Genomic DNA, 20358 nt, shown 5'->3' with positions numbered 1-20358 from the left:
CCATAGCGTCCGAGGTGACCACCGAAGTCACCGGAGGGACCGACGATGCCCCCAACGCGCCACGGTGAACGCCGCCGTGCGGCCGGGCCGCAGCGGAGCAACCGCTTCGTCCTGGGTGTCACGGCCTTCGCCATGATCCTCGGTGCCTGCATGCTGCGCGACGGGATGGGGGAGCAGAGCGGCCCCCCGCAGCCCGCGGCCGACGCGGCGGCCGGCGGCGCCCGGCAGGGAGAGGCGCGCACCGCACCCGACCTGCCGCCTCCGCCCAAGCCGCTGCCGCCCTCGCAGCCCACCCGGATCAAGATCCCGTCCATCCACGTGGACGCCCCGCTGATGAACGTGGGCCTCGACGCCGACGGCTGGATCCAGGCCCCGCCGGCGGTGAACCGGAACCTCGCCGCCTGGTACAGCAACTCCGTCTCCCCGGGTGCCAAGGGCACCTCGGTGATCGTCGGCCATGTGGACAACAGGGCCGGGCCGGTGGTCTTCTACAACCTCGGCGCGCTCACCAAGGGCCGCACGATCGAGGTGCCCCGGCAGGACGGGCGCACCGCGGTGTTCTCGGTCTACGGCATCGAGGTCTTCGCGAAGAACGACTTCCCCTCCGAGCGGGTCTACGGCGACACCGGCAAGCCGGAGCTGCGCGTGCTCACCTGCGGCGGCGGCTTCACCAAGCGGACGGGCTACCTCGGCAACGTGGTCGTCTTCGCCCGGCTGGTCAAGACGCTCTGAGGAACGCCGGAGGTGTCCGCGTACGCTGGGCGCATGAGCGGTACGACTCCCGAGCCCCCCACCCCGGCCACCCCGGGCGGCGGCCTGGTCTTCGACGACCCCCTGGCCCAGCAGACCTCTGACGACACGGACGAGGGCTGGGGCGAGCGCCGGGACGGTGGAGGCACCGCAGACCTCGACCGCTTCCTCTCGGAGAAGCCCCCGCACCACTTCTGAGCGGGAGGCCGCGGCACCACGTCTGAGCCGCCCGCCCCCGCCCCCGGGGCCGGTGTGTCCCGCAGGCCCCGTCAGCGCTTGCCGCGGTGTCCGCGTCGGTGCCTGTCCCAGTGCTTGCCCCAGTGCTTGCCCCGGTGTTCGCCTCAGTGCTTGCCCGGGCCGGGTATCACCGGCCTGTCGACGCCCACTCCGCTGCCGGACGGCCCCGCCACCGCGGTGTTGTGCCGGCTCGCGAGCAGATCCCGGATCTCGATCAGGAGCTCCGTCTCCGTGGGCGGCGCGGGCGTCGGCTCCTGCCTGGGCTCGCGGCGCCTGCGCAGATCGTTGAAGTGGTTCATGGGCACGATCATCAGGAAGTACACGACCGCTGCCGTGAGCAGGAAGGTCAAGGTGGCGCTGAGCACCGAGCCCCACTGGATGTAGACGCCGGTGACCACTCCCTTGGAGTCGATCGAGCAGGGCCCCTTGAGGCAGGAGCGGTAGTTGTCGAGGTCCTTGCTGCCGAAGGCACCGATGACGGGGTTGATGACGCCCTTCACCACGGAATCGACGATCTTGGTGAACGCGGCTCCGATGACGACGGCGACGGCCAGCTCGACCACGTTCCCGCGCATCAGGAATTCCTTGAATCCCGCCAGCACGCCCGTCTGCTTCGACACTGCGCTTCCTCCCTTGCCACCCACGGTCCGAAGTCCCCCACGGTGGCATCCGACGTCCCCCGACGCCAGTCGCGGTCACCGCAGCGCCACCGTCAGTGACGAGCGCGCGGAGGCACCCGCGAGTGACACCGCCACCGGACGAGGAACGGCCAGCACGACCAGCGCACCCTGATCGGCGCCCGCACGCGGCAGCCGTGGCACGGTGACGACTCGTACCCCCGAGGCGACGACGTACGCCTCCCCTTCCGGCGCCCCCGCCAGCACATCGATCCGGTCCCCGGCCCGCAGCAGTCCGGCGGCGGCCGCGTCGGTGATCCGGACGGGAGCGGCGACCATGCGCTCCCGATGCCGCTCGTGACCGTAACCGGCCAGAAGGGCGGGGCCGAGCAGCCCCCGGTCGGTGAGCGGCTCGCCCCGGCGCACCGGCCCCGCCAGCGTCCGCCCGCGCACCGCCTCCACCCTCCTGGACGCGCCAGCGGGCACCCGGCGCCCCGGCAGGCGCGCCCTCACCACATCACGTGGGCCCAGCCGTGTCCCCCCGGGCAGATCGCGGGCCGCCACCAGCACCTCCCGCCCGGCGCCGCCGCCGGATCGCCCACCGCCTGCATGCGGCGAGGCGGCGGCGAGGAGCGCCGCGGCGGTCATCGCCAGAGCGGCGGCCACCGCTTTGCGCCGTCCACGCCGGGCCCCGCGTGCTCGCCGCCTGCTGCCGCCTGCCCTGATGGGCTCGAAGAAGGGGACCGCGCCGGTCGCGGGCACGGACGAGAGCGAAGGCGCGGGCAGCGGCGCCCCGCGCGGGGGACGCGCGAGAGCAGCCGAAGGAGAGAGAGCAGCCGAAGGAGCGGAACGGGAGAGGACAGCGGAAGGAGTGGGAGCGGGCACGGTGAACCACCGCCTGATCGAGGAACCTCACGGACGGATCCACCATGCCGCCACAGCGCCGCGCCCCGCCGAATCCAAGATCCAAATGTGGACAACCCGGCCCTTGTGAATACCACGCTCACTCGGCCGGGTGAATACCTCTTAGGTATGACACCGCTCCTTTTTCCTCTGGTAATAAGCCAATCAAGACAACCAGATCAAAGAATACGAAGTCTCTTATCACGGCGCGTCGATCAGGCGCCGCGCACTGTGAAAGAGGTCGATGGGTGGGACTGACAAGCAATGGGTTCCTTTGTCTGCTGGCGCTGCTCGCGCTGGCGATCTGCCTTCTGGTGGTGTGGCTGTGGCCGCGCGCCGCGCGGACCGGGCCGATCGCCGTCCTCTCACGCATCGGCATGCTGGTCGTCACCCAGGTGTGCCTGCTGACCACCCTGCTCGTGTGGGCCAACAAGGACTTCGGCTTCTACGCCTCCTGGAGCGACTTCCTGGGGACCGCCTCCGGCAGACAGACCATCGACACCAGCGGGGTCGACGGCCGCGCCGTGCCCGAACTCATAGTCAGGGGCCGGCAGCCCGCCGACCTGCGCGGTGGCAGGCAGGTCTCCGGCCAGGTCCAGAAGGTACGCATCAACGGGCTGCGCAGCGGACTCGGTGCCGACGCCCTCGTCTACGCGCCGCCGCAGTACTTCCAGCCCGCGTACGCGAGGCATCGGTTCCCCGTCATCGTGGCGATCACCGGCTACCCGGGCCAGCAGCGCAACCTGGTCTCGAAGATGAAGCTCCCCCAGCACGCCACCGCCGAGATCAAGGCGGGCCGGATGAAGCCCGCCATCATCGTGATGCTGCGGCCCTCGGTCGTCACCGGCCGGGACACCGAATGCACCGACGTGCCGGGCGGGCCGCACGCTGGGACGTTCTTCAGCCAGGACGTGCCGATGGCCATCGAGAGCCACTACCGCACGGCCCCCGCCCCCCACGGCTGGGGACTCCTGGGCAACTCCACGGGCGGCTACTGCGCCCTGAGGCTCGCGATGCTCCACTCGGACCGGTTCTCCTCGGCCGTGGCGATGTCGGCCGACTACGACGCCAAGCAGGACCGCCAGACCGGTGACCTGTACGGGGGCAGCCCGCAGGTCAAGCAGGAGAGCGATCTGATGTACCGGCTCACCCACTTCACCGCGCCGCCGGTGCGTGTGATGGTCACCACGAGCCGAAAGGGAGAGGCCAACTACCGGGCCACGCTGCGATTCGCGAAGCTGGCGAAGCCGCCGATGCATGTGACGAAACTCATTCGCGACAGCGGCGGCCACAACTTTGAGACCTGGCAGGCCGAAGCCCCGGAGGCGCTGCGATTCCTCGGGCGGAATCTGAGCACGGACGGTCGCCGTCCGAAGCCGGTCACCCAGGAGCCGACCACTCCGTGGCAGTCGAGCCCGCCGACCGCGTCGGACCTGCCCCCGTCGATCTCCAAGGTCCCCCGCACCGCGCGCCTGGCTCGCTGACCCGGCCGCAGGCCCGCCCGCCGACCGAGCGCCTTCGGCAGCCAAATGCCCGGCCGCGCATCGGCAGCGGCCGGGCACACGCGTTCCACAGGGCTGGGCGTCAGCTCGGCGGGGCCGGGGGCTCCAGGCCCGTGTCCAGGCCGTCCAGCGCGTGGGAGCACAGGCAGTCCCGGTCTGCCGGGAGAGCGCGGACCACGCCGAAGAGGACCGTCCGCAGGCGGTCGACGTTGCCCGCGAAGACCTTGAGGACCTCTTCATGGGTGACGCCGTCGCCGGTCTCCACGCCCGCGTCGAGGTCCGTGACGAGGTTCAGCGACGTGTAGCAAAGGCCCAGCTCACGGGCGAGGATCGCCTCCGGGTGGCCGGTCATGCCGACCGTCGACCACCCCTGCGCCGCGTGCCAGCGCGACTCGGCCCGCGTGGAGAAGCGCGGCCCCTCGACCACGACGAGCGTGCCGCCGTCCACCGCGTCCCAGTCGGCCGCGCGGGCAGCGCTCACCGCGGCCTTGCGCCCTTCCGGGCAGTAGGGGTCCGCGAAGGAGACATGCACCACGTTGGGCACGCGCCCGTCGGGCAGCGCCTCACCGTCGTAGAAGGTCTGCACCCGCGCCTTGGTGCGGTCCACGAGCTGATCGGGCACGACCAGCGTCCCCGGCCCCAGCTCCGAGCGCAGCCCGCCCACCGCGCACGGCCCGAGCACCTGGGTGACACCCACGGACGCGAGTGCCCACAGGTTGGCGCGGTAGTTGATCCGGTTCGGCGGCGTGTGGTGCTTGCGCCCGTGCCGGGGCAGGAACGCCACGCGCCGCCCCGCTGTCTCGCCGATGAACAGCGAGTCGCTGGGCGGCCCGTAGGGAGTCTCGACGGCCACCTCGGTGACGTCGTCGATGAAGGCGTAGAGCCCGGAGCCACCTATGACGCCGATCTCGGCCTGTGCCGTCATGCTCAGGCGGCGGAGCTGTTGGAGGACGTGCTCGAGCCCGAGCCCGAACCGCTCTTGTCACCGCTGGACGACGAGCCGTTCGTGGAGCTCGGCGACGAGCTGCCCGAGGACGAACCGTCCGAGCCGCCGGAGGACGAACCGTCCGAGCCGCCCGACGAGCCGCTGGAGCCGCTCTTGGCCGGGCTGCTGCCCGACGAGCCGCCGCGGCTGTCGGTCCGGTAGAAACCGGATCCCTTGAACACCACTCCGACCGCGGAGAACACCTTGCGCAGGCGTCCCTCGCAGCTCGGGCACTCGGTCAGGGCGTCGTCGGTGAACTTCTGCACCGCCTCATGGCCCTCGCCGCACTCGGTGCACTGGTACTGGTACGTCGGCACTTGCTCCTCCTGGCACTCTCACCTAGTGAGTGCTAACGACGCTCTATGGTGCAGTATTCCGGCTGGTTAGTCCACTGCGACCGGTCCGCGTTCCTGCCGGAGAACCCGTGTGCCGCCCGACCCGGCGACCGTGACACGGGGCAGCGCGGCCAGGGTCGGCACCAGCCGGGTGCGCAGCGCCACCAGCGCGAACAGTCCCAGACCCGTGCCGAGCGCCGGGACGGTGAAGCCCGCCGATGACCCGGACGCGTCGGCGAGCCGTCCGGCGAAGGTCGAGCCCGCCGCGAGCCCGAGCCCGATCGCGCCCGTCATCCAGGTGAACGCCTCGGTCTTCGACCCGCCGGGCACCAGCTTCTCCACCAGCGTGAACCCGGTGATCAGCGTGGGTGCGACCGCCAGCCCGCACACGATCGCCGTCAGCGCCACGAGGCCGGTGGAGTGCACCACCCACAGGGGGGACGCGGCCGCCACGAGGGCGGAGTAGGTGATGATCATCCGCGACTGCGGCGACCGGCGCCAGCGCACGGCACCGTAGACGGCCCCGGCGACCATGCTGCCCCCGGCGAAGCCCGCGTACAGCGTCCCGGACAGGCCGGGGCTGCCCGCCTCCTCGGCGAACGCGGTGAGCGAGACCTGCATGGCGCCGAAGACCGAGCCGATCCCGAGGAAGGCCAGGACCAGCAGCCGCACACCCGCGACGGCCGGCGCCGACTGCCGGCGGCCACCCGCCCGGTGCCGGGCCGGAGGCGGGGCGCCGTGCCGGACGGCCGCGAACGCGACTCCGCCGGCCAGCGTCAGGCCTGCCTCGGCCACGAGTCCCGCCGCCGGGTGGATGCCGGTGCACAGCGCCGTGGCGATCACCGGCCCGAGGACGAAGGTCAGCTCGTCGGTGACGGATTCGAGGGCGAACGCCGGACCGGTCAGGGGTGAGTCACCGAGCGACTCCATCCACCGCGATCGGATCATCGGACCGATCTGCGGCACCGAGGCACCGGCCGGGACGGCCGCCGCGTACAGCGTCCACTCCGGGGCTCCGGACAGCGCGAGCCAGGTCAGCGTGCCCACGGTCGCCGTGTGCGCCACGACGGCGGGGACGACCACCGCCGCCTGCCCGAGGCGGTCGGCGAGCCGGCCGATCTGCGGACCGGCCGACGCCTGAGCGACGGCGCAGACGGCGGCCACCGTCCCGGCCGTCCCGTAGGAGCCGGTGGTGTGCTGGACGAGCAGGACGATGCCCAGCGTGAGCATCGCGAAGGGAAGCCGCGCGGCGAAGCCCGGGAACAGGAACCGCCAGGCACCCGGGGTGCGCAGCAGCTGCCCGTAGCCGGGCCGCGCGGTTGCGCGGACGCAACGGTTGGCGGGGACAGCGGGGGTAGTGGTTCGGCGAACCGCCACTGGGGGTCCTTCGTGCCGCCTGGTAGCGCACTCGTGGGCTTGTCCGGGCCCGGGGCGCCGAGAGCTGTCCTCTCCGCGTCGACCGAGTGATACCGCGCTCCCATCCCGCGATCAGGCGGGGGGAACGGCGGCCGCCGAGCGGTCACGCCAGCTCTGCGTCAGGCAGAGGGATCTGATTGGTACGCGGCCACTATATCGGGGCCCCCGCCGCCAACAGCGGGCCCCGGGCCGCCGATCACCTTGGAATCCCACGGTCAGCCGCGCGTTTCCCTGTCGGTTCCCAGCCATCCCGCCAGCTTTCCGCCGAGCGCCACGGCCCGCAGCCGCTGCTCGGCCCGGTCCCGGACGTCGTCGGTGGAGACCACCAGGAGCTCGTCCCCGTGCCGCAGCACGGTCGTCGGCAGCGGCACGAAGCTCTTGCCGTCGCGCACCACCAGGGTGACCGCGGCCCCCTGGGGCATCCGCAGTTCGGCGACCTCGACACCGTGCATCCGCGAGCTCTCGGGGATCGAGACCGACAGCAGATGACCCCGCAGCCGCTCCAGCGGAGCGGACTCGATGCCGATGTCGGCGGCCGAGTCCTCGTCGCTGAGCCGCAGCTTCCTCGCCACCCAGGGCAGGGTCGGCGCCTGGAGGAGAGTGAACACGATCACGAGCACGAAGACGGTGTTGAACAGCCGGTCGGCCTCCGGCACCTGCGCCACGAGCGGAATGGTGGCCAGGACGATCGGCACCGCTCCGCGAAGCCCGGCCCAGGACAGCAGCGCGTGCTCGCGCCACGGTCTGCGGAAGGGCAGCAGGCTGAGCACGACCGACAGCGGCCGCGCGAGCAGGACGAGCACGAGCCCCACGCCGATGGCGGGCAGGACGTCGTCGCCGAGATCGTGCGGGGTGACCAGCAGGCCCAGCAGCACGAACAGCCCGATCTGCGCGATCCACGCCAGCCCCTCGGCGAAGCCGCGCGTGGCGGGGCGGTGCGGAAGCTTGGCGTTGCCGAGCACCACGGAGGCGACATAGACGGCGAGGAATCCACTGCCGTGCGCGAGTGCGCCGCCCGCGTAGGCGAGCACGGCCAGCGCCATCACCGCGATGGGGTAGAGGCCGGATGCGGGCAGAGCGACGTGCCGCAGCGCGTAGGCGCCGATCCGGCCGACCGCGAGTCCGACCGCGAGGCCGATGGCGAGCTCCATCACGATCTCGCCCAGCAGGAGGTACCAGTGCTGGACGGGGCCGTGCTCGGACAGGGCGACGACCAGGATGACGACGGGGGCGTCGTTGAAGCCGGACTCCGCCTCGAGCAGACCGGTCAGCCTCGACGGCAGCGGCACTCGGCGCAGGACGGAGAAGACGGCGGCCGCGTCCGTCGAGGAGACGACCGCGCCCATCAGCAGGGCAGGCTTCCAGTCCAGGCCGATGATCAGATGGGCCGCTGTGGCCGTGACGGCGACGCTGACCGCCACACCGACGGTCGAGAGCACGGCCGCCGCCGGGACGGCGGGCCGGATCTCCTTCCACTTCGTGCCGAGACCGCCCTCCGCCAGGATCACCACCAGGGCCGCGTAGCCGAGGACCTGGGTGAGCTTGGCGTCGTCGAAGGCGACCCCGAACCCGTCCTGCCCTATGACGACACCGATTCCGAGGTAGATCAGCAGGCTGGGCAGGCCGCTTCGGGAGGACATGCGAACGGCCACGACGGCGAACAGCAGTACCGCGGCGCAGATCAGCAGGAGTTCATTGAGGCGGTCGATGCTCAGGAGGCGGCCCTTTCTCGAGCAGGGCAAGCACGGCGGGGGATCGTTGCCCTGCCTAACATTTTACCTGTTCTTGGTGCGAGCCCGCACCCACGCCCACGCTCCGGGACGGCCGTGCCGATGACCCGACGACTGCCGCCGTCGCGGTGCGCCGGCGGGCGCGGGGGAGGTCGCACAGCCGGGCGCGAAGTCGACGTGATGACGGGGTGACGAGGCGGTGATGACGGGGTGCGATGTCACCGGCGAGTACGCCTCCGCCTAATGTTGCTCCAGCAACGGCCCCCTGCGAGGACCTCGAAGGACAGCGATGCCCGCCAAGAAGAAGTTCCGACGCTCCCGCCTCATCGTGATCGGGCTGGTCGTCCTGCTGGTGGCCGGCATCGCTGGCGGCACCTTCTGGAGCGTCAGTACGGTGCGGGCCTCGTTTCCGCAGACGACGGGCCAGTTGCAGCTCAAGGGCCTGTCCGGGCCGGTCGACGTCAAACGCGACGCCCATGGCATCCCGCAGATCTACGCCGGCAGCGACGAGGACCTGTTCATGGCGCAGGGCTTCGTCCAGGCGCAGGACCGGTTCTGGGAGATGGACGTGCGCCGGCACGTCACAGCGGGGCGGCTGTCCGAGATGTTCGGATCCGGGCAGGTGGAGACCGACGCCTTCCTGCGCACCCTGGGCTGGCGCCGGGTGGCGCAGCAGGAGTACGACACCAAGCTCGACGCGCGCACCAAGAAGTACCTCCGGGCCTACTCGGAGGGTGTCAACGCCTACTTGGACGGCCGCTCCGGCTCCAAGCTGTCGCTGGAGTACACGGTCCTGGGGCTGACCAACGACTACAAGCCGCAGAAGTGGACCCCGGTCGACTCCGTCGCCTGGCTGAAGGCCATGGCCTGGGACCTGCGCGGGAACATGCAGGAGGAGATCGACCGCTCGCTGATGGCCACCCGTTTCGGCAAGGACGAGACCGACCAGCTCTACCCGCCGTACCCCTACGACCGCAACCAGCCGATCGTCGCGGGCGGCGCGGTGAACAGCGCGACGAAGAAGTTCGAGCCCAACGCGAGCGCCGCCAACACCTCCACCGCCTCGTCGCCGCTGGCGCAGACCCAGTTGGCGGGCCTGGCCGACAAGCTCGACAAGATGCCCTCCCTGCTCGGCCCCGCGGGCAACGGCATCGGCTCCAACTCCTGGGTCGTCTCCGGCAAGTACACGACCACCCACAAGCCCCTGCTGGCCAACGACCCGCACCTGGCCCCGCAGATGCCCTCCCTCTGGTACCAGATGGGCCTGCACTGCCGCGCCAGGACCAGCGACTGCACCTTCGACGTCGCGGGATACACCTTCTCCGGCATGCCGGGCGTGGTCATCGGCCACAACGACAAGATCGCCTGGGGTTTCACCAACCTCGGGGCCGACGTCAGCGACCTGTACCTGGAGAAGGTCAGCGGCAGCACCTACCAATACGACGGCAGGCAGCTGAAGTTCCGCACCCGCGAGGAGCGGATCAAGGTCGCGGGCGGCGCCGACCGCACGATCACCGTGCGCGAGACGGGCAACGGCCCCGTGGTCTCCGACCGCGACGACGAACTGACCAGGGTCGGCGAGCAGGCCCCCGCCCCGGACGCGGCGCCCGACCGCAAGGACGGCTACGCGGTCTCCCTGCGCTGGACCGCGCTGAACCCCGGCAAGACCATGGACGCCGTCTTCGAGCTCAACCGCGCCTTCGACTTCAAGAGCTTCCGCAAGGCCGCCCGCGACTTCGCCGTGCCCTCACAGAACCTGCTCTACGCCGACAGGTCGGGCAACATCGGATACCAGGCACCCGGCCGGATTCCGATCCGCGGCGGCGACCGCGACGGCACCTACCCGGCCCCCGGCTGGGACTCCGAGGCCCGGTGGACCGGCTACGTCCCCTTCGACGCCATGCCGTACGAGTACAACCCCAAGCGCGGCTACATCGTCACCGCCAACCAGGCCGTCGTCGACAGCAGCTACCCGTACCTGCTGACCTCCGACTGGGGCTACGGCACCCGCAGCCAGCGGATCAACGAGCTGATCAAGGCCAAGCTCAAGGGCGGCGGCAAGATCTCCATGGACGACATGCAGTCCATGCAGATGGACAACAGCAGCGAGATCGCCAAGCTGCTCGTGCCCTACCTGCTCAAGATCGATGTCACCGACCCCTACGTCCGCGAGGCCCAGCAGCTGCTGGAGGGCTGGAACTACAAACAGGACGCCGACTCCGCCCCGGCGGCCTACTTCAACGCGGTCTGGCGCAACCTCCTGCAGGCCGCCTTCGGGCAGAAGATGCCGAAGGAGCTGCGGGTCGAGGGCGAGTGCCTGCGGGTCAAGCCGGTCGAGGACTCCGGCCCCGTCGACGACCTCGACGGCAAGCCCGACCTGGTCCGCGAGTGCGGCGAGCGCGACCCCGAGGACGCGCAGCCCGACGGCGGCGACCGCTGGTTCGAGGTGGTCCGGCAGATCCTGCCCGACCAGAACAACGACTGGTGGAACACCTCCCGCGATCCGGGGAAGGTCACCACGCGGGACGGCGTGCTCGCGCAGGCGCTCAAGGACGCCCGCTACGAGCTCACCGCCAAGCTCGGCAAGGACATAGGCACCTGGAACTGGGGCCGGCTGCACAAGCTGGACCTGCGCAACCAGACCCTGGGCGCCGAGGGCCCCGGCCCGGTGAAGTGGCTGTTCAACCGCGGCCCCTACGAGATGGGCGGCGGCGAGGCGGCGGTCGACGCCACCGGCTGGAACGCGGCAGGCGGCTACGACGTCGTCTGGGTCCCGTCGATGCGCATGATCGTCAACCTCGAGGACTTCGACAAGTCGCGGTGGATAAACCTCACCGGTGCCTCGGGCCACGTCTACAACTCGCACTACAACGACCAGGCCGCCCTGTGGCAGAAGGGCGAGCTGCTGCCCTGGGTGTTCACCAGGGGCGGGGTCGAGGAGAAGTCCGAGGACGAGATGGTGCTGACGCGCTGACCTCGTCGCCGGGGTGGACGGACCGCTCGCGCCGCCCCGTCGGTCGCACGGTCGCGCCGCCTGCGTCGGTCGCGTCAGCCCGCGTCAGTCGCGCGGACCGCTCCGGTCCCGCTCACCGGGCTCCCGCGCGAAGCGCACGATGCCGTGCGGGGTCACCGCGGCCGTCACCCGGCGGTCGTGGGGCTCCGCAGGTACCCGCTCGACCACCTCGTCCGCGTAGAGCACCACCACGAGCGCCACCTCGTGCCCGGCCCGGTCCAGCCGCTCCAGCACCCGGTCGTAGGAGCCGCCCCCGCGACCGAGCCGCACTCCTCGTTCGTCCACCGCGAGCCCTGGCAGGAGCACCGCGTCGGCCTCCTGGACGGCGTCGGGTCCCAGCCGTGGCCCGACCGGCTCCAGCAGCCCCCGCGAGGCCTTCGCCAGAGAGTCGCGGCCCGCGTACTCCGCCCAGTCCAGATCGTTGTCGGGAAGCAGGACGGGCAGCAGGACCCGGACCCCGCGCAGCCGCAGCGCCTCGATCAGCTCCCGCGTCCCGGGCTCGGCGCCGACCGACACATAGGCGGCCACGACGGCCGCCTCCGCCAGCTCCGGCAGGGACATGGCACGAGCCCCGACGGCCCGCTCGGCCTCCTGGCGTTCATCAGCTGTTAGCCCCGATCTGGCCCGAAGAAGCGCCTGCCGCAATGCAGCCTTACTACTGTGGTTACCGCTGTCGTTTCCGCGCGTCACGCTGCGAAGGCTCGCACACGTATGCCGTGACGCGGGGACCCGCTCGGGCCGTTCGTGTGAATGGCTGTGAATAGCTGTGATTGCGCCTCTACCTCATGAAATGGCGACAAACAGCCGTTAGGGTGCGGGGCATGACACAAGCCCGCCCTCGCATCAGCAAGGCCGTCATTCCCGCCGCCGGCCTCGGTACCCGATTCCTGCCCGCGACCAAGGCCACTCCCAAGGAGATGCTCCCGGTCGTCGACAAGCCCGCGATCCAGTATGTGGTCGAAGAAGCGGTCGCCGCGGGCCTGCCCGATGTGCTGATGGTCACCGGTCGCAACAAGCGCCCCCTCGAGGACCATTTCGACCGCAACTACGAACTCGAGGAACAACTCGCGCGCAAGGGCGACGAGAACAAGCTCGCCCGGGTCCAGGAGTCCAGCGACCTCGCCACGATGCACTACGTGCGCCAGGGCGACCCCAAGGGCCTCGGCCACGCGGTGCTGTGCGCGGAGCCCCACGTCGGCGACCAGGCGTTCGCGGTGCTCCTCGGCGACGACCTGATCGACCCGCGCGACCCGCTCCTGACGCGGATGATCGACGTACAGCAGCGGCTCGGCGGAAGCGTCGTGGCGCTTATCGAGGTCGAGCCCTCGCAGATCCACCTTTACGGCTGCGCGGCGGTCAAGCCGACCGGCGAGTCCGACGTGGTCCGGGTCACCGACCTCGTCGAGAAGCCGGACACCGAGGACGCGCCCAGCAACTACGCGGTGATCGGCCGCTACGTCCTCGACCCCGCGATCTTCTCCGAGCTCAAGCAGACCCAGCCCGGCCGCGGCGGTGAGATCCAGCTCACCGACGCCCTGCGCGCGCTGTCCCAGCGCGAGGTCGAGGGCGGCCCCGTCCACGGCGTGCTCTTCTCCGGCCGCCGCTACGACACCGGCGACCGGGCCGACTACCTGCGTGCGATCGTCCGACTGGCATGCGAACGTGAAGACCTGGGACCGGACTTCCGTTCCTGGCTTCGGACGTTTGTCAGCGAGGAGATGCACAGTTGAGCACCACTGAGGGGGGCGGCCGGGCCTGCGAGCACAGCGGCCCGGCCGATGAGCACGACCGCCCGGACCAGGAGGAGAACGGCGGGGCCGGGCACACCGGCCGGGCGGAGGAGCACAGCGCGCGGGCCGACGGGCACGGGGGTCCCGCGGGTGCGGCAGAGGCGGGCGTCGTCGAGGACGACGACCGCCTCTGGTCCGTCGACGAGCACGCCGAGGACATCCTGCGCTCGCTGAAGCCGCTGGATCCGCTGGAGATCCAGATCCTCGACGCCCAGGGCTGCGTCCTGGTCGAGGACGTCACCGTGGCCACCCCCCTGCCGCCGTTCGACAACAGCTCGATGGACGGCTACGCGGTGCGCGCCGCCGACGTCGAGGGCGCGAGCGAGGAGCACCCGGCGGTGCTCACCGTGGTCGGCGACGTGGCCGCGGGCAGCGGTGAGCTCCCCGAGGTCGGCCCCGGCCAGTGCGTGCGGATCATGACCGGCGCCCCCGTGCCCCCGGGCGCCGAAGCCGTCGTCCCCGTCGAATGGACCGACGGCGGCACGGGCAGCGGCCCCGTCACCACCATGCCCGCCTACAGCGGCGCCCCCGAGGGCGCCACCGGCGAGGTGCGGGTCTTCCGCGCCGCCGAGTCCGGGGCACACATCCGGCTGCTCGGCAGCGATGTCCGCCCCGGCCAACTCGCCCTGGAGAAGGGCACCGTGCTCGGCCCCGCGCAGATCGGCCTGCTCGCCGCGGTCGGCCGCAGCAGGGTCCTGGTGCGCCCCCGCCCGCGCGTCGTCGTCATCTCCACCGGCAGCGAACTCGTCCAGCCCGGCGAGGAGATCGGCCCCGGCCGGATCGCCGACTCCAACAGCTTCACCCTCACCGCCGCCGCCCGGGACGCCGGCGCGGAGGCCTACCGGGTCGGCGCCGTTCCGGACGACGCGGCCAGGCTCACCGACACCATCGAGGACCAGCTCGTCCGCGCCGACCTCCTCGTGACCAGCGGAGGCGTCAGCGTCGGCGCCTACGACGTGGTCAAGGAGGTGTTCGAGCAGCTCGGCTCGGTGCGCTTCCGCAAGCTCGCCATGCAGCCGGGCAAGCCCCAGGGCTTCGGCCGCATCGGCCCCGACGGCACACCGCTGTGCGCCCTGCCGGGCAACCCTGTGAGCGCCTATGTCTCGTTCGAGCTCTTCGTGCGCCCGGCCATCCGCAGGCTCATGGGCCTCGAGCCCGCGCACCGGCCGGTCGTCTCCGCGAAGCTGACCGACGGCATCGGCCGCTCGCCCGCGGGCCGGCGCCAGTTCCTGCGCGGGCGGTACGACGAGCGCACCGGCGAGATCAGCCCGGTCGGCCGCTCAGGCTCCCACCTCGTCGCGGCCCTCGCCCGCGCCAACGCGCTGATCGTCGTCCCCGAGGACACCACCTCGGTGGAGGCGGGCGCGCAGGTTGACGTGGTCCTGCTGACCTGACCGCGGGACGTGCGGGTACGGTGTCGCCACACGGAAGGCACCGGGAGAGCGATGAGCACGGGCAACACCCCCGGAGGGGCAGAGCGGCACCTCACTCACATCGACGAGTCGGGCGCGGCGCGGATGGTGGACGTCTCCGAGAAGGAGGCCACCGCCCGCACCGCCCGCGCCACCGGCCGGGTCCGGGTCTCGCCACGCGTGGTGGAGCTGCTGAGGGGCGAGGGCATGCCCAAGGGCGACGCCCTCTCCGTCGCGAGGATCGCCGGGATCATGGGCGCCAAGCGCACCCCGGAACTGATCCCGCTCTGCCACCCCATCGCGATCTCCGGAGTGAAGGTGGACCTCGTGGTCACCGACACCGGCGTCGACATCACGGCGACCGTGCGCACCGCCGACCGCACGGGCGTCGAGATGGAGGCGCTCACGGCGGTGAGTGTGGCCGCGCTCACGGTCGTGGACATGGTCAAGGCGGTCGACAAGGCCGCCGTCATCACCGACATCCAGGTCGAGGAGAAGACCGGGGGCAAGTCGGGCGACTACCGCAGGGGCGGGTCGTGAAAGCCGCCAGGGCCCTGGCCGTCACCGTCTCCAACCGCGCCTTCGCCGGGGTCTACGAGGACCGCGGCGGCCCCCTGCTCGTCGAGGGTCTGACCGCCATGGGCTTCACCGCCGAGGGCCCCCGGATCGTTCCTGACGGCGAGGCCGTCGAGGAGGTGCTTCGCGAGGCCGTCGAGGCCGGGTACGCCGTGGTGCTGACGACCGGCGGCACCGGCATCTCGCCGACGGACCGCACCCCCGAGATGACCCGGCGGGTCCTCGACTACCAGATCCCCGGCATCCCCGAGGCGATCCGGGCGTACGGCCGCGACAAGGTCCCCACCGCCGTGCTCTCGCGTGGCCTCGCCGGGGTGTCGGGTACCACAGTGGTAGTGAACCTTCCGGGGTCCACCGGAGGGGTCAGGGACGGGCTCGCCGTCCTCGCGCCGCTCCTGCCGCACGCCGTGGACCAGGTCCACGGAGGCGACCACCCGGGCCCGCACAGTGCCGGGAGCCAGGAGGGCGCCGGAAGCCCGGAGGGCACGGTGGGCACGCAGAGCACGGGGGGCCCGCAGAGCTCGGGGGGTCCGCAGAGCACTGGGAGACCGAGCTGAACGCCTCGTGGCCGGTGGAACTGGCGGAGGGCGACGTGGCCCTCCGCCCCATCAGGGCGCGCGACCAGCGTGCCTGGCGTGAGGTGAACCAGCGCAACCGCGAGTGGCTGCGGCCCTGGGAGGCCACGGTCCCGCCCACGGCCGCCGGGCATGCCACGGGAGTGCGCCCCACCTACCGGCAGATGGTGCGCCATCTGCGGGCCGAGGCGGCGGCGGGGCGGATACTCCCCTTCGTCGTCACCTACCGGGGCCGCCTGGTCGGCCAGCTCACCGTCGCCGGGATCACCTGGGGCTCGATGTGCTCGGCGCACATCGGCTACTGGGTGGACCAGGCGGTCGCGGGGCGCGGGGTGATGCCCACCGCCGTGGCGCTCGTGGTGGACCACTGCTTCGGCGCCGTGGGACTGCACCGGGTGGAGGTCTGCATCCGCCCCGAGAACATCCCGAGCCGGCGCGTTGTGGAGAAACTGGGCTTCCGGGAGGAGGGTCTGCGCCCCCGATATCTGCACATCGACGGCGGCTGGCGCGACCACCTCGTTTTCGCGATGACCGCCGAGGAGGTCCCCGAAGGACTGCTCAACCGCTGGCGGCAGGCCAACTCACGGCTTAAATGAAATATTTGTTCGAAAATAGTCGTGGCCTGCCATAAATCGCAAAAAAAGTTCGGCGTATCAGCCAGATCGTGCGACACACCGAGGCAAATGGCTGTTGGCCTGTCGCCGACGCCCCTACCGTGTGATGCGTGAGCAGCAGCGGCCTCATCTACGCAGTCATCGTGGGGGCCTGGGCTGCCTACTTGGTGCCGATGTGGCTCCGTAGGCAGGACGAACTCAACGAAGCCCGCCCGACGGAACGCTTCAGCACCGCCATTCGCCTCCTTTCGGGGAGGGCGGCGATGGAGCGCCGTTACGCGAAGTCTCTCGACGAAAACGAGCACCCGGAGCACCCCGAGAACCCCGTGCGCTCCGAGCACGGGGACGAGTCCCCCGCCGCGGCCGAGTCGGTCGACGTGCGGGCCCTCGCCGTGCCCGTGCGCACCAGGCCCGCCCCGGCCGCCAACTCCGTCCGGGCGCCGGGCGGCCTCCGGCGTGCCCAGGTGCTGGCCCGTCGGCGCCGGACGACCTCGGTGCTCTTCCTGGCCTTCACCGCGGGCGCGGTCGGCGCCGGGGTGGGCGGGCTGGCCCTGCTCTGGCTGCCGCTGGTGCCCGGGGCGCTGCTGACCATGTACATCGTCCACCTGCGCCGCCAGGAGCACCGCCGCTTCGAGGTCCGGCTCGACCAGCGCCGGGCCGCCGAGGCCGCGAGGCGCGTGCGCGAGCAGCGCAAGGCCGTCCCGGCCGCCGCGCCTGCGCAGACCCCGCCCCCGCCCGCCCCCCAGCCCGACGAGGCGGACACCGCCGCCCGCCGCGCGGTGGTGGAGGAGACCGACCACGCGGAGTGGGTCGACGGTCTCCAGCGCCGCCCCGCCGACCAGGACGGCTGGGACCCGGTGCCCGTACCGCTGCCGACGTACGTCACCGCCCCGGTGGCCCCGCGCAGCACCGGAACCGCCGCCGCGGGCGCCCCGGAGACCTGGACCGCGCCCGGCCCCCCCGAGCCCGCGCAGTCCACTCCCACCCCGGCCCGCAGGTCCCGCGAACGCGGCAGCACCCCCCTGTTCGACCAGTACGCAAACGAGCACCGCCCCCGCGCCGCCAACGAATGACCGCCCCCCGGCGGCGCCGATACGGGTTAACGGGCACGGTCCGCGGGATGCTAAAGTTTCTTCCCGTTGGGCCTGTAGCGCAGCCCGGTAGCGCACCTCGTTCGCATCGAGGGGGTCAGGGGTTCAAATCCCCTCAGGTCCACAGGTGAGAGGGCGGGAGGTGTCCGCGAAGAGCGCGGACACCTCCCGCCCTCTCCATTTGCTCGGTTTCGCCCCGCATGGCAGGGACTTCGCCACCCGTTGCCGCGGCCGCTCTCAACCGGGCTCGGGCACGAAGAAGCTGTCGTGGCGGACGAGGAACTCGGCGAACTCGTCGCCGCCGCGGCGCGCCATCTCCGCGACCTGCTCGAAGTACTCCTCGCGCGGCGCGCCCGGGGAGAAGAGCAGAAGCATGGACGCCGGTTCGTCCGAGTCGTTCTTGAACGCGTGAAGCCCGCCGACCGGCACATACAGGAAGTCGCCCGCCGCGGCTTTCGTCCAGCGTTCGCCGTCGTACAGGTCCACACGGCCGGACAGGACGAAGAACGACTCCGAGATGGACCTGTGGAAATGGGTGCTGGGCCCGGGGGCCTTGGGCCCCATGTCCACCCGGTACAGGCCGAACTCGCCACCGGTGGAGGCATGCGTGGCCAGGTAGTGGGTGCGGGTGCCGCTGCGCGAGAGGAGTTCCGGCTCCTGGTCGGCCGGGCGGAAGACCGCGTTGACCTCGCCCTGGTCGCCCAGGTAGCGGGGCTCGGGGTACGACATGTGTGCTCCTCCCTGTGGCTGTGGCACCCCGTCGCGGTCAGGGAGTCACATCGGCCTCGAGTACGCGGTTCAATTCCTCCACGACGGCCGGGGACTCCCGCTGGAACGCGGTGATGTCCATGCCCTCGTCGCCCTTGACCGTCAGCAGGGCGCGCTCGCCGACGGGCAGGACCACCACATGGCCTCCGGCGCAGCGGGTCACCACCTCGCGCAGGGATCCGCTGCCGGTCTGGTCGGCCAGGCGGCGGCCCACGCCCAGTGACGCGGCGGCCAGGGCGGCGACCGACTCAGGGTGGACGCTGTCGGCGTCGGCGGCCACCAGCAGGCCGTCCGCCGTCGACAGGACACTCTCGTGGACCCCCATCACCCTGTCACGCAACGAGCTCAGGATTTTGACCAGGGGCTCGGCCGATGTGGTTCCGTTCATGTCAGCGCGCTCCTTGGCATCAGGTGAGGGTCCGGAGCGCTCTGCGGACTTGCAGGAGCGTCTCGATGGTGGGCTGGTCGGCGGTCAGATCCGCCGGCGGGTGGGTGGGCCGGCTGCCCGCGCTCCTCACCGGCAGCGGCAGCGGCGGCGGCATGGGCGGCTGCACCGGCGTGCCCTGCGTCGCGGCGGATTCCCGTGCCCGTTTCGAGCCGCGAGCCATGAGTTGACGACGGCGCTTCGCGGCCCGGCGCCTGGATGAACTCACTCCCCGCTCTTTCCACCATCGCCGCCCGCGCCCCTGGGGGACACAGCGCCGGGGGTGCGCCTGGGCAGCGGGCCCGCGCCCGCCGATGTGCCCGAAGGTTTCCGTGCCACCGAGGAGGCGGCCGTACGAGGCGCGGTGCTCGGCCTGCCGACCCCAGCGGTCCGGTCGTCCCACTGGACGAGCCCCTGGGCCTCCATACGGACCAGGTCGAGCATCACCGGGTAGAGGCCGCGGCCGAGGGCGAAGGCGATGTCGCGGGCCGTACGGCGGCCGTTGACTCCGGCGATGATGTCCTGGTGGCGGTCGGCCAGGGCTTGGGCCACGGCTCCCGACGAGGGGCCGACGGGTGGTACCGGCCGCACCCGCACCCGGGCCAGTTCGGAGGGCGGACCCCACAGGCGGGACAGCACGGCCACCCGCCGTGACGTTTCTTCCATCAGCCGTCGCGGTTCGATCCCGGCCGCGGTGACGATCGTCGGCGTGCGCTCGGTCACCTCCCAACCGCCGGGGGTGCCCAGCGCCATGGCGAACGCGCCGTCGAAGACGGCGGCGGTGCAGATCACTTCCAGCTCCGCGGCCCCGACGAATCCCCGGCTCACGAGTTCCGCGCCGAGCCGGCCGCCCTCGCGGTCCGCGGCGCGCGCGGCCAGCCAGGCCTCGTCGTCGATCCGCCCCGACTTCAGCAGCGCGGTCTCGGCGGTGGGCGCTCCAGGTGTCTCGACGGCGGCGACGAGTCCGTTCCTCATGTGGATGGCGCCGCCCGGCGCTCCGGAGACCTGGACCGTTCCGCTGTAGTGCTCCGCGCGCAACTCCAGGAGGAGAGCGGGGACGTTGCGCGCGGTGGACTCGTTGCGCCCGTCCTGTCCGGCACGGTTCATGTCAGCACGTCTTCGGCCACGTCGGTCATCTGGCGGATCGTCAGGGCGAGATTGGTGAGCTCGCGGTCGAACCCTGCGGTCAGCAGCAGGGGATCCCCCTGCCGTCGTACCAGAAGGCTCACATGATGGCGCCTTCTGCTGGTCACGATCACGCTCTCAAGCTCCCCTTCGGCCCCCGCCGCCCGCAGCCCCTCGGCGAGCAGCGTTGTGAGCTCTGAACACTCCACCGCGTCCCCGGCTTCTCCGGCATCCCCCGCTGTGCCGTAGCTCAGACCGGTGACCGCGTCCACGAGGGCCGCACCGGTCAACCCCGGGGTGTCGAGAAGCCGGGAGAGGGATGCCTCGAGTGCTGGCACCTGATTCCCCTTCCCTTTGTGACAGGGGGCACAGTACCTTTCCCGTGAACTTGAGCAACAGAGACTGCAATCAACACCTTCTTGACCGTCTTGTCACTGTTGTTTGATCGCTTCATGATCGCCGCTGTGGGGATCAGGAAAGAATCGAGGGTCGCTG

Annotated in this window: 22 protein-coding genes and 1 tRNA gene; 11 read left to right on the top strand and 12 right to left on the bottom strand. The window is 71.4% G+C overall.

Annotated features, from left to right (window positions below; translation table 11 throughout):
- Positions 1–45: 45 nt before the first annotated feature.
- On the top strand, positions 46–732 hold the full coding sequence (locus IEY86_RS14760) for a class F sortase (RefSeq protein ID WP_189132114.1): 687 nt from the start codon (positions 46–48) through the stop codon (positions 730–732).
- A 33-nt stretch (positions 733–765) separates the two neighbouring features.
- Positions 766–948: a hypothetical protein gene (locus tag IEY86_RS14755; RefSeq protein ID WP_189132113.1), complete on the top strand. Its 183-nt coding sequence runs from the start codon at positions 766–768 to the stop codon at positions 946–948.
- Between the two features lie 143 nt (positions 949–1091).
- Here the strand turns inward: IEY86_RS14755 and mscL are convergent, their stop codons facing one another.
- Positions 1092–1607, bottom strand: coding sequence for a large conductance mechanosensitive channel protein MscL (gene mscL / locus IEY86_RS14750; protein ID WP_189132112.1), 516 nt, complete (start codon positions 1605–1607; stop codon positions 1092–1094).
- A gap of 75 nt (positions 1608–1682) precedes the next feature.
- The gene (locus IEY86_RS14745) at positions 1683–2366 is read right to left on the bottom strand and encodes an SAF domain-containing protein (RefSeq protein WP_189132111.1); all 684 of its coding nucleotides are present in this window, start codon (positions 2364–2366) and stop codon (positions 1683–1685) included.
- Between the two features lie 389 nt (positions 2367–2755).
- On the opposite strand from IEY86_RS14745, the gene IEY86_RS14740 reads away from it, so the two are divergent.
- Complete coding sequence (locus IEY86_RS14740; RefSeq protein WP_189132110.1) at positions 2756–3991, top strand: alpha/beta hydrolase; 1236 nt, start codon at positions 2756–2758, stop codon at positions 3989–3991.
- A 100-nt stretch (positions 3992–4091) separates the two neighbouring features.
- Here IEY86_RS14740 and IEY86_RS14735 read toward each other — a convergent pair whose 3' ends face one another.
- The 4 genes from IEY86_RS14735 to IEY86_RS14720 all read right to left on the bottom strand — a co-directional run bounded on the left by IEY86_RS14735 (position 4092) and on the right by IEY86_RS14720 (position 8487).
- Entirely contained in the window at positions 4092–4934 is an 843-nt protein-coding gene (locus tag IEY86_RS14735) for an S-methyl-5'-thioadenosine phosphorylase (RefSeq protein WP_189132109.1), read from the bottom strand.
- Between the two features lie 2 nt (positions 4935–4936).
- Positions 4937–5311, bottom strand: coding sequence for an FmdB family zinc ribbon protein (locus IEY86_RS14730; RefSeq protein WP_189132108.1), 375 nt, complete (start codon positions 5309–5311; stop codon positions 4937–4939).
- Positions 5312–5377: 66 nt separating this feature from the next.
- Positions 5378–6706 (bottom strand): MFS transporter, encoded by a 1329-nt coding sequence (locus IEY86_RS14725; protein ID WP_189132107.1) that lies wholly within the window; start codon positions 6704–6706, stop codon positions 5378–5380.
- Between the two features lie 254 nt (positions 6707–6960).
- Positions 6961–8487, bottom strand: a complete 1527-nt coding sequence (locus IEY86_RS14720) for a potassium/proton antiporter (RefSeq protein WP_189132106.1) — start codon at positions 8485–8487, stop codon at positions 6961–6963.
- Between the two features lie 277 nt (positions 8488–8764).
- Between IEY86_RS14720 and IEY86_RS14715 the strand changes: the two genes are divergently transcribed.
- Complete coding sequence (locus IEY86_RS14715) at positions 8765–11449, top strand: penicillin acylase family protein (protein ID WP_189132105.1); 2685 nt, start codon at positions 8765–8767, stop codon at positions 11447–11449.
- An 84-nt stretch (positions 11450–11533) separates the two neighbouring features.
- Here IEY86_RS14715 and IEY86_RS14710 read toward each other — a convergent pair whose 3' ends face one another.
- The gene (locus tag IEY86_RS14710; RefSeq protein ID WP_373287026.1) at positions 11534–12178 is read right to left on the bottom strand and encodes a 5-formyltetrahydrofolate cyclo-ligase; all 645 of its coding nucleotides are present in this window, start codon (positions 12176–12178) and stop codon (positions 11534–11536) included.
- 131 nt (positions 12179–12309) lie between these two features.
- Between IEY86_RS14710 and galU the strand changes: the two genes are divergently transcribed.
- The 7 genes from galU (at position 12310) to IEY86_RS14675 (ending at position 17670) form a co-directional block, all read left to right on the top strand.
- Positions 12310–13218, top strand: coding sequence for a UTP--glucose-1-phosphate uridylyltransferase GalU (gene galU / locus IEY86_RS14705; protein ID WP_189132104.1), 909 nt, complete (start codon positions 12310–12312; stop codon positions 13216–13218).
- 218 nt (positions 13219–13436) lie between these two features.
- A complete protein-coding gene (gene glp, locus IEY86_RS14700; protein ID WP_229698438.1) occupies positions 13437–14672 on the top strand; it encodes a molybdotransferase-like divisome protein Glp in 1236 nt (411 codons plus the stop codon).
- Positions 14673–14723: 51 nt separating this feature from the next.
- The gene (gene moaC, locus IEY86_RS14695; protein ID WP_189132102.1) at positions 14724–15230 is read left to right on the top strand and encodes a cyclic pyranopterin monophosphate synthase MoaC; all 507 of its coding nucleotides are present in this window, start codon (positions 14724–14726) and stop codon (positions 15228–15230) included.
- Entirely contained in the window at positions 15227–15823 is a 597-nt protein-coding gene (locus tag IEY86_RS14690) for a MogA/MoaB family molybdenum cofactor biosynthesis protein (protein ID WP_189132101.1), read from the top strand. The genes moaC and IEY86_RS14690 overlap by 4 nt, the downstream gene beginning before the upstream one ends.
- Positions 15820–16437 carry a GNAT family N-acetyltransferase gene (locus IEY86_RS14685; protein ID WP_189132158.1) on the top strand — a complete coding sequence of 206 codons (618 nt, stop codon included), beginning with the start codon at positions 15820–15822 and terminating at the stop codon, positions 16435–16437. The genes IEY86_RS14690 and IEY86_RS14685 overlap by 4 nt, the downstream gene beginning before the upstream one ends.
- A gap of 128 nt (positions 16438–16565) precedes the next feature.
- Positions 16566–17528 (top strand): divisome protein SepX/GlpR, encoded by a 963-nt coding sequence (sepX, locus tag IEY86_RS14680; RefSeq protein ID WP_189132100.1) that lies wholly within the window; start codon positions 16566–16568, stop codon positions 17526–17528.
- A gap of 68 nt (positions 17529–17596) precedes the next feature.
- Positions 17597–17670: transfer RNA gene (locus IEY86_RS14675), tRNA-Ala, on the top strand.
- Positions 17671–17783: 113 nt separating this feature from the next.
- Here IEY86_RS14675 and IEY86_RS14670 read toward each other — a convergent pair.
- From IEY86_RS14670 to IEY86_RS14650, 5 genes are read right to left on the bottom strand one after another with little or no spacing between them, the layout of a single operon-like run.
- Positions 17784–18275 (bottom strand): cupin domain-containing protein, encoded by a 492-nt coding sequence (locus tag IEY86_RS14670; protein WP_189132099.1) that lies wholly within the window; start codon positions 18273–18275, stop codon positions 17784–17786.
- 37 nt (positions 18276–18312) lie between these two features.
- The gene (locus tag IEY86_RS14665; RefSeq protein ID WP_189132098.1) at positions 18313–18702 is read right to left on the bottom strand and encodes a roadblock/LC7 domain-containing protein; all 390 of its coding nucleotides are present in this window, start codon (positions 18700–18702) and stop codon (positions 18313–18315) included.
- Between the two features lie 19 nt (positions 18703–18721).
- Entirely contained in the window at positions 18722–18967 is a 246-nt protein-coding gene (locus IEY86_RS14660) for a hypothetical protein (RefSeq protein WP_189132097.1), read from the bottom strand.
- Positions 18964–19845 carry a hypothetical protein gene (locus tag IEY86_RS14655; RefSeq protein ID WP_189132096.1) on the bottom strand — a complete coding sequence of 294 codons (882 nt, stop codon included), beginning with the start codon at positions 19843–19845 and terminating at the stop codon, positions 18964–18966. The genes IEY86_RS14660 and IEY86_RS14655 overlap by 4 nt, the downstream gene beginning before the upstream one ends.
- Positions 19842–20201 (bottom strand): hypothetical protein, encoded by a 360-nt coding sequence (locus IEY86_RS14650; protein WP_189132095.1) that lies wholly within the window; start codon positions 20199–20201, stop codon positions 19842–19844. Before IEY86_RS14650 ends, IEY86_RS14655 begins: the two co-directional genes overlap by 4 nt.
- Positions 20202–20358: the final 157 nt, after the last annotated feature.

The sequence above is a fragment of the Wenjunlia tyrosinilytica genome, from assembly GCF_014646055.1.
Classification (GTDB): Bacteria; Actinomycetota; Actinomycetes; order Streptomycetales; family Streptomycetaceae; genus Wenjunlia; species Wenjunlia tyrosinilytica.
The sequence above is the reverse complement of the archived record's forward strand: the minus strand, read 5'-3'. Positions and strand labels throughout refer to the sequence as shown.